The organism is Lactobacillus acetotolerans DSM 20749 = JCM 3825, assembly GCF_001436775.1.
GTDB classification, from domain to species: domain Bacteria; phylum Bacillota; class Bacilli; order Lactobacillales; family Lactobacillaceae; genus Lactobacillus; species Lactobacillus acetotolerans.
In genome coordinates this window covers 1-11768 of sequence record NZ_AYZC01000042.1, presented here as the reverse complement: position 1 = coordinate 11768, position 11768 = coordinate 1, and the positions used below count along the sequence as shown (strand labels likewise).

Annotated in this window: 11 protein-coding genes; 3 read left to right on the top strand and 8 right to left on the bottom strand. The window is 39.0% G+C overall.

All coding sequences use genetic code 11. The features are described from left to right. Positions 1–74 precede the first annotated feature (74 nt). Positions 75–701 carry an LVIS_2131 family protein gene (locus FC77_RS06425; RefSeq protein ID WP_054682135.1) on the bottom strand — a complete coding sequence of 209 codons (627 nt, stop codon included), beginning with the start codon at positions 699–701 and terminating at the stop codon, positions 75–77. An 83-nt stretch (positions 702–784) separates the two neighbouring features. Continuing rightward, positions 785–1378 (bottom strand): hypothetical protein, encoded by a 594-nt coding sequence (locus FC77_RS06420; RefSeq protein WP_056970763.1) that lies wholly within the window; start codon positions 1376–1378, stop codon positions 785–787. 348 nt (positions 1379–1726) lie between these two features. Between FC77_RS06420 and FC77_RS06415 the strand changes: the two genes are divergently transcribed. Both FC77_RS06415 and FC77_RS06410 read left to right on the top strand, forming a co-directional pair. Then, the gene (locus FC77_RS06415; protein ID WP_056970761.1) at positions 1727–3292 is read left to right on the top strand and encodes a multicopper oxidase family protein; all 1566 of its coding nucleotides are present in this window, start codon (positions 1727–1729) and stop codon (positions 3290–3292) included. 131 nt (positions 3293–3423) lie between these two features. After that, on the top strand, positions 3424–4134 hold the full coding sequence (locus tag FC77_RS06410) for a C39 family peptidase (RefSeq protein ID WP_056970759.1): 711 nt from the start codon (positions 3424–3426) through the stop codon (positions 4132–4134). 193 nt (positions 4135–4327) lie between these two features. Here the strand turns inward: FC77_RS06410 and FC77_RS06405 are convergent, their stop codons facing one another. The 6 genes from FC77_RS06405 to FC77_RS06380 form a co-directional block, all read right to left on the bottom strand. Further along, positions 4328–4810, bottom strand: coding sequence for a threonine/serine exporter family protein (locus tag FC77_RS06405; protein ID WP_056970756.1), 483 nt, complete (start codon positions 4808–4810; stop codon positions 4328–4330). 3 nt (positions 4811–4813) lie between these two features. Then, positions 4814–5587, bottom strand: a complete 774-nt coding sequence (locus tag FC77_RS06400; RefSeq protein ID WP_056970754.1) for a threonine/serine exporter family protein — start codon at positions 5585–5587, stop codon at positions 4814–4816. Positions 5588–5605: 18 nt separating this feature from the next. Further along, a complete protein-coding gene (locus tag FC77_RS06395) occupies positions 5606–7150 on the bottom strand; it encodes an ABC-F family ATP-binding cassette domain-containing protein (RefSeq protein ID WP_054682136.1) in 1545 nt (514 codons plus the stop codon). Between the two features lie 36 nt (positions 7151–7186). Further along, positions 7187–7558, bottom strand: coding sequence for a hypothetical protein (locus tag FC77_RS06390; protein ID WP_056970752.1), 372 nt, complete (start codon positions 7556–7558; stop codon positions 7187–7189). 21 nt (positions 7559–7579) lie between these two features. Continuing rightward, positions 7580–8272: a DUF554 domain-containing protein gene (locus tag FC77_RS06385; protein WP_056970750.1), complete on the bottom strand. Its 693-nt coding sequence runs from the start codon at positions 8270–8272 to the stop codon at positions 7580–7582. A gap of 69 nt (positions 8273–8341) precedes the next feature. Continuing rightward, positions 8342–9580 carry an LCP family glycopolymer transferase gene (locus FC77_RS06380; RefSeq protein ID WP_054682138.1) on the bottom strand — a complete coding sequence of 413 codons (1239 nt, stop codon included), beginning with the start codon at positions 9578–9580 and terminating at the stop codon, positions 8342–8344. A 160-nt stretch (positions 9581–9740) separates the two neighbouring features. On the opposite strand from FC77_RS06380, the gene pepF reads away from it, so the two are divergent. After that, positions 9741–11537 (top strand): oligoendopeptidase F, encoded by a 1797-nt coding sequence (gene pepF, locus FC77_RS06375; RefSeq protein WP_056970748.1) that lies wholly within the window; start codon positions 9741–9743, stop codon positions 11535–11537. Positions 11538–11768 lie beyond the last annotated feature (231 nt).

Here is an 11768-nt window from a genome sequence, read left to right as displayed (position 1 = left end):
CAAGCCTCTATTAATCCTGTATTTTAAACTGTCTAATTTTTAGGTCTCAGTTCACAAAATCATCTGGTATTCTTTTACTTTTTATTCTGTTTAATAAATGAAGGATCAGGGATGCGAATCAAATAGTAACGGGTAGCAATATGACCAGCATGCATCCCTATTCCGTTTTGCCAATTTTTCTTATACCTGGCAGTATAAACAGCAACATAGGCACGCTGATACTTCTTATCCATCTGCTTCAATTCGTTTTCTTTATACGGAATTTTCTCAGCGCTAATGTCCATAGCTTTATCGCCATAAACAACTGTAGCGGCATTACTAGAAACAGTTACCTTGTTGCCCGCACGATAATAAGTATAAGTTTGCGTCCCAATCTTCTTCTTGCGTGAATCAATGGTTACGTAGCTTGAATTACCCACACCAGTTTTCATAACTAATGGCTGGTATTGGATCGATGAAGTAATCTTATTGCTATCTTCAAGATCCGGATTATCCAAAAATGTTCTACTAAACATGTAACCTGCTGCCAGAAGCAAAACAAGTACTTCTACTATATCTAAAATAAAATTAGGCCAAGTAAAACGTTTGTGTTGATTGATAATCATCGTAATTCGGCGTTTTCGAATATTTTGAATGATAAACACCAAATAAAGAATAACGATAACCCATAATAAGATACCAAGTAAATTCCAGCTAATCATAACGAAGATCCTCCTGCTGTCTTCTTTATTATATTGTAAAAACAGGAATTTAAGTAGTTTAAAATTCCTCTTTTATTTTCAACTTATTTCTTAGCTTTTGCTTTGGTCCTTGTAGCCCGCTTAGTCGTACTAGATTTTCTAGTTGTTTTTCTTTTAGTTGTAGTTTTCTTTCTACTAGTAGTCTTGCGAGTGGTCGTCTTTTTCTTAGGCTCTGGCTTCTTGTAAGTCCTTACCACTTTGAGTTTTTCCGTGATCCCATCAACTAGTTTAGTAACAATTTCATCTTCATTTGCTAAAATCTCTTCATCCGTAGCAATCTGATCAATACGAAAATGCGAAACATTTACATATTCCGACCGAGTTTCAAAGTAAACGTTAACTTCGTAATCTTTCCCCTCATCAAAGAAATTAGCGATCTTTTTATAATTGCTATAAGGAAGATTAATGATATTAGTTTCCAATGCAAAAGTCACCGGACGCTGACCAGTCACCGCAAGTTCCGTCTGAACCAGCGAATCCTGTTTAAGTGCAGTCACAGTCTCTTTAACCATTTTCTCAGCATAAGACCTAAGTTTAGTTTTTGATTTACTGATATCTGCATATTTAACAGTTTCAAGGTCCTGCAAATAATCTTCTTTTTCAATTTTTTCGGTTAAATCTTTTAAATTAATTTTCAAACCAAATATTCCTTTTTAAAATTAGTTATTAGTCTTTCTACTACAATAATCAAAAATTGCCGTAAAAACAATTTATTTTCTTTTATTTTTAAAAAAACACCTGTTTTTAAAAACAAACTAGCAGTTAAGTTCGAATACAGATTAACGTTTAAATCATCGTGTTTTTGGCATCTTAACTATTGCTTTTAAATAACAAATATTGTATTATTCCAAATGTAAAGACTATTATATCGTTATTTAAAATTTTGTAACATTTGCCCTATTTACAAGCGCTTTCACTAAGTGTAGATTGGATACTGTAAATAGCAAAATTTGATAAAGATTTTTCATTAGTGAAAGGCGAGAAATATGTCGGATAAAGTTTATACAGATTATTTCTATAACTCAGAAGATTTTGACAAGAACCACGCCGGTTACAAAAAGCTTCATATGCCAGAAGATGTAAAGCCTGCTCCACTTATCGTTCCACCAGTACTGAAACCAGATAAGCAAGAAGGTAACGACATTTGGTTCACAATCGATGCACAGGAAGGCGAATTCCAATTTTTGCCAGGCAAGAAGACCCATACGTGGGGATACAACTTCCCAGTTCTTGGTAAGACAATTGTTCTTAAGACTGGTCAACATGTTCATGTAACACTTAAGAACAGTTTACCAGAATTAACCAGTTTCCACTGGCATGGTATGGAAGTTCCAGGTCCAGTTGTTGATGGTGGTTGTCATGCACCAATCTATCCTGGTACTGAAAAGAAGATTGAATTCACTGTTAAGCAACCTGCAGCCTTAACTTGGTTACACGCTCACCCATGTCCATCAACTGCTATGCAAGTATGGTTAGGCCTGGCAATGGGTGTTGTTGTTACTGACGATAACGAAGCAAAGCTTCCTATTCCTAAGACTTATGGTGTTGATGAATTCCCAATCGTCTTACAAGACCGGACATTCCACAAGGATAACCAATTAGATTACCGTGCAGATTACGATCCAATGGGTGTATTTGGTGATACTCCAGTAATTAACGCTGTTGTTAAGCCATACGTTGACGTAACTACCCAAAAGGTACGTCTACTCTTCTTAGGTGGTTCTAACCGTCGTGAGTGGAGATTACACTTTAGCGATGATTTGGTTATGACCCAAATTGCCGGTGACGATTCATTCTTGGAGCACCCAATTAAGTTGACTAAAGTTTTAATTGGACCAGGTGAACGTCAACAAGTTGTTGTTGATTTTGGCAAGTACAAAGACGGCGACGTTGTAAATCTTTACACTGACGACTTCAAATTAGTTGAATTTAGAATTCACAGCTTCAAGAAAGATGATAGTGTTATCCCTGATACACTGTTTACACCTAAAGATCCAGAAGTTGCTCCAGATGCACCAGTCCGTAAAGTCACTATGGACAACCACGATATGATCAACGGCAAGCGCTTCTCAATGCAAAGAATTGATATGAAGCAAAAGCTGATGAGTACTGAATACTGGGATGTAACAAACACCAATGATAAAGAACACGGTATGCTTCACCCATTCCATATTCACGGTGCTCACTTCTTAGTCATTTCACGTAATGGTCATGACCCATATCCTAACGAAAAGAACGTTTACAAGGATACAGTTGAAATTGCTCCACAAGAAACTGTTCGTTTGAAGGTTTACTTCCAAAACGCAGGAGTATTTATGTACCACTGCCACATTATCGAACACGAAGATGCCGGTATGATGGCACAAATCCAAATTGTTGATCCTAAGGAACCAGACAAGAAGTATAAGTTAATGGACATGAAGACTATGACTGAAGACTTTGCTAAAGAAAAAGGTGTTCCAGCAGATGAGGTTTGGATGCCTGGTATGGATGTTGAAGGCATGGACGTTAAAGGTGCTGACGCAAGCTCAAGTGCTAGTCAACATAACTAATTCCTTGCTAACAACATTATGGTTATGATTTAGACAACCCTTTTAAAAATCGCTCACATTTATGTGGGCGATTTTTATTATGTCTTAATTTTTTAATAGTCATACCTAGTTTTTCATGGTTAAATAGCAGTATGAAGAAGAAAAGAAGCTTTAATAAAAAGATAACCTACAGCATAGTTGGAATTATCACGCTCCTAATAATTATAATTGGTTTAGATTTTAACCAAATTAGAGATCAATGGGATTGGATGACCCTGAAACCTAAGCAAGAATTAAATGTACCATTAGAAAATCAGTTTCCAGAACTGCCCAACGGTTGTGAAGTAACGTCGCTTTCAATGTTGCTCAATTATTATGATATTAAAGTAAATAAATTAGAATTGGCGCAAAACATTGATCATGTCCCCTCTTTTACCGACAACGGCAAATATCGTGGCAATCCCCACGTAGGATTCGTTGGCCACATGACCATTGCCAATGCCGGTTGGTGCGTCAGCAATGAACCCTTACAAAAGGTAGCGCAAAAATACACTAACCACATTCGCAATTTTAGTGGCCATGATTTCGTTCAAGTAATGAAACTAGTCTCAAATGATCATCCCGTTTTAATTATCACCACTACCACTTTCAATAAAGTTAATGACATGCAGACATGGCAGACGGCCCAAGAGACTGTCCACGTGACGCCATCTTCACATGCATGCGTAATCACAGGTTATGATAAAAAGACGCGCACAGTCTACGTAAATAATCCATTTGGCGTAAAAAACGAAAAAGTGAAATGGAATCATGTAGAAAACAGCTACAATCAGCAGGGTAAACAAGCCTTATATATTGCATAAAAAAGAGCAAGCTCCGAAAAACTTGCTCTTTTAACTTTGAGGCCCGTTTTCAAAAGAAAACGTGTGGACAACCGCTGTTCACATCAGCTTGCCCAACATCGACACTTCCCGTGTCTGCCAGTTAAGGTGGATGTCCCCTATCTTCAAAATATACGCATCTCGCGTTTTTTGTCGACTCGCAGTATTGATTATACTAGCTTTTATTTTTAATGTAAAATTTCTTCTTTTGATAATACCGTTTAGTCCGGTAAAACATTTCCGTACACATAGTTGAAAGCAGCATTCCTAACGCAATCGCACCGGTCACAACCGCAACCCGCAAAATCGCATCACTTGCACTGCGAAGGTTGCCTGAAACTAAAGCCCGCACAGCCTGATAAGCCGGCAGCCCCGGCACCAGCGGAACAATTGTAGGAATATTGAAAACTGTCATCGGACATTTTTTTATTCTCGAAAACAGTAGTCCCAAAATCCCAACAATAAAAGCACCTAATAAATTGGACAACATTCGTCCCATACTAGCACGATTGGCAAACCAGTAAACCATCCAACCAGCGGCACCACTAATTCCAGCTAAATTCAAAGCGCGGTGGGGCACATTAATGGTTAATGCAAATCCTACGGAGGCTAAATAAGAAAAAGCTACATTAATAATTATTTCTAACCAAAATGGCATTTTTTACGCCCCCAAAAACTTAATAACAATACCAACACCACCGCCTAAAGCAAAGGCAGTTAACGCGGCCTCACACATTCGTACCATACCGGAAAGAATATCGCCCACAAACAGATCGCGCAAAGCGTTAGTCAAAGCTAAGCCAGGCACCAGTGTCATAAGGGCACCGGTTAGAATATTATCGGTACTCATACCATGAAAAACATGGGTAATCGCAATTGTTACTAAGGCCATCGTCATGGCGGCAATTAATTCTGACAAGAACCTCACATTCGTAAACCTTTTAAAATAATAAAAAGTAATAAAACCAAGTGCACCGACGATTGCTGCAGCCGGAAAATCGATCCAATCATAATCATCCATAAAAAGCACCATCAAAGTAGCACTTAAAACAGCCGCTCCGACTACCTGCAACCACATTGGGAAATAAGGTATGCCATTAGCAACATCAATAATTTTTTGCTTAAGCTGATCCAAAGTGATTTTTTTAGCAGCAAATTCCCTTGATAATGAATTAACCCGGTCAACCAATTCCAAATTAATATTACGTTCTTTAACCTGCTCTATTCGCGACAGATCACAGCCATCTAAACTCATGATAACGCTGGTTGGAGTTGCAAATACCTGCGGATCATGAACACCGGCATTACGTGAAATTCGCAGCATAGTATCCTCAACCCGGTACATTTCACTGCCGCCTTCAATCATCAACCGTCCAGCAATTAAACATACATCCAATACTTCTTGGTAATATTTTATGTTCTTCTTATCAGACATAGTTTTTCCCTTAAAAAATTAGTCGTTCATCGTTTCAATATCGATGGTTTTATCAACCCAGTCACCACGGAAGAAATCACGCTCGTGGCTGACAATAATTGCTCCACCCGGGAAGTTCACAATCGCCTTACGTAATGAAGCCTTGGTATCTGTATCCAGGTGGTTGGTCGGTTCATCAAGGAAGAGCAAATTCGAAGGCTCAAATTGCATCTTAGCTAATTTAACCTTTTCTTGCTCTCCACCGGATAACTTTTTCAGTGGACTCATTGCCTGTTGAGCGGTTAAACCCATTCGAGCCAATGCACCACGCAATTCTTTCGGCTTTTTACGTTCAAATTCTTCCTGCAGGTATTGCAGTGCAGTCATATTGTTATTTGGCCAAGCCAAATCCTGTTTAAAGTAGGCAATTTTAGCAGTAACAGAAAGTTCATAAGAACCTTTGATGGGCTTGAGCTGACCTAACAATGTTTTAAGCAATGTGGTCTTACCAATCCCGTTAAAACCGGTGATAGCTACTTTTTCATCGCCACCAACAGAAAAATTGAAAGGTTCTTTGACCAGAGGCTTGTCATAACCAATAACTAGATTTTGTGTCTGTAACAAAAGGTTAGAAGCCGTTGCCACGTATGGAAATTCAAACCTTACTTTGCGGTTATTTTTAGGTGGATTCAAAACGTCCATATGCGCCAGTTGTTTTTCTCGTGACTTGGCGCTCTTAGAACGTGAACCGGCCTTATTCTTGCGAATGTAAGCTTTTGTCTTTGTAATCTTACGCTGCTGGTTTGCATATGCCTTCATGTAAGTATCACGGTTAGCATTCTTTTGCCGCAAAGCCTGCTTCAAAGTCCCTGTGTAACGGGTAATGGTACCAAAATCAACGTCGATAATACAGTTCGCAATTTGCCCTAAAAAGTCATAATCGTGGCTAACAACGATAAAGGCTCCCTTAAAGTTATTCAAATAGTCCACTAACCAATCGATGTGGGAGACATCAAGGTAGTTGGTCGGTTCATCTAACAGCAGTACATCCGGCTTTTGCAGTAATAATTTAGCTAAAATAATTTTAGAACGCTGACCACCCGATAGCTTAGAAACATCGTGATCAAAACCTAATTCAGCTAAGCCTAATCCCGAAGCAACCTGTTCAATCTCTGTATCAATATCATAAAAGTTGTTCTCTTCAAGGTAGGTCTGGACCCTACCCGCTTTTTGCAAAAGTTTATCATCACCATTTTTGGCGTACTCAGCGTAAAGGTCATTTAATTGCTTTTCTTTATCATATAGTTTAGTAAAAGCTGTTTGTAAAAAGCCCCGAATAGTTACACCGGGACTTAATTTTGCATACTGATCAAGGTAACCAACACTCACATTGTTTTGCCACTTTACCTGGCCTTTATCAGGAATCATTTCACCCGTCAGAATCTTAATCAAGGTAGATTTTCCTACCCCATTTTGCCCAGTAACACCCATATGGTCGTCTTTATTGAGGGCAAAACTTGCGTCCTCATAGAGAGTCTTATCAATAAAACTTTGGCTTAAATCTTTAACAGTTAACAGACTCATAGTTCATCCCTTTTCACAAATTCTTTTTCATTATAACTAAAATTTAGCTTGTTCACGTTCTTTTTCATACTTTTGTAATGCATCCAAAATCCGCGGCCAATATCTTTTTGGCAAAATCAATTGCAATTTATCATGGTAAATCGGAAAATCACTTGCTTTCAAACCCGTAATTTTGGCTAATTCTTGATCGGTCAGTTTATACTTGTACGCGATCCGCTTAATCTCAACTGAGGCGTGTCCGCGAAACCAGGACAAAATAAAAAAGGCAATTGCAACAAGACCAGCAACAATAACTGCCAGTGAGGTGTTCATGTTAAAAGTACGCAGACAAATAAAGGCAACCGCGATAAAAGAAATAAGTGCCGAAATTATTCCGTAAATAACCGGAAAAAGATTGTGTTTTTGCATATTATTTTCTCCTCTAATTTACTAAAACCAGCCGGTAAGATTCTTGATAATAAAAAAGATGACCGGAATAAATAGGGCTGGCAAAAAATCTAGCGTCTTAATATCCTTAATCTTAAGTAAGGAAAAAGCAGTGGCGATAACTAAAAAGCCACCGACTAATGAAATTTCAACCACAACCGGGCCAGTAAAGAAATCGGCTGAAATGTACTTGGCAATTAAGTAAATACCACCCTGCCAAGCAAGTAAAATGGGCGGAACCGTCAGCATACCCCAGCCAAAGCCGGCACCAGAAATAATTGAGCAGACAAAAACCAGTGCAGCTGCTGTCAGCAGCATCGTATTATCATTCTTAATCGCTGCCATAACCGGGCCGACCATTGACAGAGCACCAATACATAAGAGCAGTGTTTCTGACACAATTGCGCTAGCCAGTTTTGACCCGCCAAACTTACTGATTAAATTGGTAAAGTGTTTATCCAAATTCAGCCAGGTACCAATTAAGGCACCAACAACCAAACTAATGATAAACAAAACGGGATAGTGGCTTTTAGGCAAATTTTCCGTAACGTTCTCTATTCCGATGCCGAGTGCAGCCAAACCAACGGCACCATAAAGAGCATTTTCATAACGTTTGCTGATTCCTCGTTTTTTAAATAAACAGCCAATAACAGTACCGATTACTGCTCCAGCTAGATTTGCGGCTAAGCCTATCATAGCAGATCCATCCCTTTTCTAATATAACAAAAGCACCCTTTATTATCAGGATGCTCGTATTAACAGCAATTATTTGAAAATATTCCAGCCCTTTTCTTTGCTATTTGAACTGGAATTTGGTGATCCGCTATTTGTACCAGTATCACTACTGCCGCTTCCCATGCCGGAACCACCAGTTGGTGTATCAGAATTTTGGTCATAAATCTGGTAATTAGTAAAGGCATCAGGATCCTTCCATTTAATGTGGTTATACTTTTCATTCAATTCGTTCTGCCGCGTCTCTTCATTATTCAACGTTTCCTTATTTAATTCTAAGTTGGTTCGTACCCGATCAGAAATCTTCTGTAATTCATCAGTAGGAGCCACCTGAATCGAAGCACCATTAATCCAGGCATCATGGCCCTGGATATAACCACTCTTAAGACTCTTAGAACAGTCACGGTAATTCATGGTTAAGGCAAACATATCATTGAAGGTCAAGTTAGTTTTAATGTATTTATTAAAAATTTTGACTAATTTACGGTAATTACTAATGGTATCAACTGACATTGCTTTCTTGGCAACCGCTTGGATTACTTGACGCTGCCGCATCTGCCGGCCATAATCACCGCGTGGATCTTCCTTACGCATACGAACATAGGCTACAGCATGCCGTCCATCTAAGTGTTGCTTACCTTTGTGGAAAGTTGCCCAGTCATAGCTAAAATCAAATGGTACGTCAACATCAACCCCACCAACGGCACTAACTAAACTGCGCAATGCCTTCATATTAACTTCAACGTAATAATTAACCGGTACATTTAATAAGGAAGAAACCGTCTTAACAGAAGCTTTGCTGCCGCCAACTTCATAGGCTGAATTTACCCGGTACATAAAGTACTTATTGCCCGGGTCACCTAATACGTTAACCAAAGTATCACGAGGAATTGACGTCATCGTTGCTGTATTCTTATCCGGGTTAGCCGTTGCCAAAATTAAGGTATCGGAATTACCTTGATCATGCCGACCTTCGATTCCCTGGTCAACCCCAAGAATCAAGACAGAAATTGGCCGTTTGCTAGCAATCAAAGCTGAAGTGGCTGAGTTACTGCCACTGTTACCATCAATTGCGCTGTGAACCGTAAAATACATATGAGCGGCCCAAGCAAGCCCAAAACAGACTACTAAAGTCATTACAACCCCGACAAAGCGGGCAAATTTGTTACCCGGCTTTAACGCCGCTGTGGGAGCGGCAAAAGCACGATTGCGATGAAGATTTAATGAGTGCCGCGCACGATAATCTTCTCTACGTTCGGAATGTGGATCCATTATATAAATTATTCCCTTCAAAAATTATACAAGTTTATTTGTACCACTTTTAAACGACGGATAAAATATTATTAGTGATAATTAATAATAACTTATTTTTTGCTTTTTGGCACACATGCCGCTAGCATATGCAGTACATAAGAGATAAAGGAGCATTTTTATGGCAATTCCAAAAAGGGCAGAAGTTCCAGAAAATTTGAGATGGGACCTTACCCGCGTCTTCAAGTCCGACCAAGATTGGAAAGATGAATATAACAAAGTAAAAAGCGCAGTGCAAAGGTTAAGCAACTTAAAAAGAAACTTTACTAAATCCGGGAAAGATCTTTACGATGCTTTAACCAAAATATTGGCTGTGGCCCGTCATTTAGAAAAAGTTTACACATATGCCAGCATGGCTAGCGACGTAGATACATCTGATGCGCATTATTTAGGCTATGTCAGCCAGGTACAAAGCTTGGCCAGCCAATTTGAAACGAACACTTCCTTTATTAATCCGGGAGTTTTGAGTATTTCTGATGAAAAACTTCAGCAATTTAAAAAAGATGAACCAAGATTAAAGAATTACGACCACTGGCTTGAACAAATCACTAAGAAACGTCCGCATACCTTGCCCGCTAATGAAGAAAAATTAATAGCAGGAGCTGGAGACGCGATGGGTGTGTCCGAAAACACCTTTAACGTCTTAACCAACTCTGATATGGAATATGGCTACGTTCAAACTGATGATGGACAAATGGTACAGCTAACCGACGGACTATATTCGCAACTCATCCAGTCTCAAAATCGTAATGTCCGTAAGGGTGCTTTCGATGTCATGTATGCAACTTACGGTCAATTTGAAAACACCCTGGCCTCAACTCTTTCTGGGGTTGTAAAAGAGCACAATTATAATGCACGCGTACACAACTATGATTCTGCCCGCAGTGCCGCCCTCGCAGAAAATGGTATCCCAACAGTAGTTTATGACACCTTAATCAAGGAAGTTAATGATCATATAGACCTGCTGCACAGGTACGTTGCCCTTCGTAAAAAGATCTTGGGATTAAAGGATTTGCAAATGTGGGACATGTACGTTCCGTTAACTGGAAAGCCCGCACTTTCTTATACCTTCGAAGAAGCCAAAAAAGAGGCTAAGAAAGCTTTAACTCCACTTGGCGATGATTACCTTAAGCACGTTGACTACATCTTTAATAACCGTGATATTGACGTTGTCGAGTCACAAAATAAAGTTACCGGCGCATATTCCGGTGGCTGCTACGATACTGACCCGTACGAACTACTTAATTGGGAAGACAATATCGATTCACTCTATACTTTAGTCCACGAAACAGGCCACTCCGTTCACAGCTTATACACGCGGGAGAATCAGCCTTACGTTTACGGTGACTATCCTATCTTTGTGGCCGAAATTGCTTCAACTACTAATGAAAATATTTTGACGGAATACTTTTTAGACCATATTAAAGATCCTAAAACCAAAGCCTTCATTTTGAACTATTACCTTGATTCCTTTAAGGGTACCTTATACAGGCAGACACAGTTTGCGGAATTTGAGCAGTTTATTCATGAAGCTGACGCCAAGGGTGAACCATTAACGGTAGACAAATTAAACCAGTTCTATGGCAATCTGAACCAACATTATTATGGGGATGCGGTTGAGCCTGGTGGCAACATTGCTAAGGAATGGGCAAGAATTCCCCACTTCTACTATGACTTTTACGTCTACCAATACGCTACCGGATTTGCGGCTGCCAGTGCACTTGCTAATAAGGTTGTTCACGGAACAGATAAACAGAGAAAAGCTTATATCGGCTTCCTAAAAGCAGGATCTAGCGACTACCCAACTGAAATCATGAAGAGGGCTGGGGTTGATATGACTAAACCTGACTACTTAGAAGATGCATTCAATACTTTTGCAAAACGTCTAGACGAATTTGAAAATTTAATTGAAAAATAACATTTATTGGTTTTTTACAAATAATGCTTGCATGTTTAAATAACAAACTATATAACATACTAAGAAAGTAATATTTCTCACATCACAAAAAAGCTATTTCCAAAGGGAGATAGCTTTTTTACTTACTTTGAATATCCAAAATAAAAACATAACCAAAACGGTTGCTTGACCTAATGGCTCTATAATTTTTCCTGTTGATGACTTATCAATATGATAAGCTGTTAACAGGTT

Coding starts and splice junctions, on each gene's coding strand:
- FC77_RS06390 (WP_056970752.1), bottom strand. CDS start 7,558: ATGCAAAAACACAATCTTTTTCCGGTTATTTACGGAATAATTTCGGCA.
- FC77_RS06385 (WP_056970750.1), bottom strand. CDS start 8,272: ATGATAGGCTTAGCCGCAAATCTAGCTGGAGCAGTAATCGGTACTGTT.
- FC77_RS06380 (WP_054682138.1), bottom strand. CDS start 9,580: ATGGATCCACATTCCGAACGTAGAGAAGATTATCGTGCGCGGCACTCA.
- FC77_RS06405 (WP_056970756.1), bottom strand. CDS start 4,810: ATGCCATTTTGGTTAGAAATAATTATTAATGTAGCTTTTTCTTATTTA.
- FC77_RS06395 (WP_054682136.1), bottom strand. CDS start 7,150: ATGAGTCTGTTAACTGTTAAAGATTTAAGCCAAAGTTTTATTGATAAG.
- FC77_RS06400 (WP_056970754.1), bottom strand. CDS start 5,587: ATGTCTGATAAGAAGAACATAAAATATTACCAAGAAGTATTGGATGTA.
- FC77_RS06425 (WP_054682135.1), bottom strand. CDS start 701: ATGATTAGCTGGAATTTACTTGGTATCTTATTATGGGTTATCGTTATT.
- pepF (WP_056970748.1), top strand. CDS start 9,741: ATGGCAATTCCAAAAAGGGCAGAAGTTCCAGAAAATTTGAGATGGGAC.
- FC77_RS06415 (WP_056970761.1), top strand. CDS start 1,727: ATGTCGGATAAAGTTTATACAGATTATTTCTATAACTCAGAAGATTTT.
- FC77_RS06410 (WP_056970759.1), top strand. CDS start 3,424: ATGAAGAAGAAAAGAAGCTTTAATAAAAAGATAACCTACAGCATAGTT.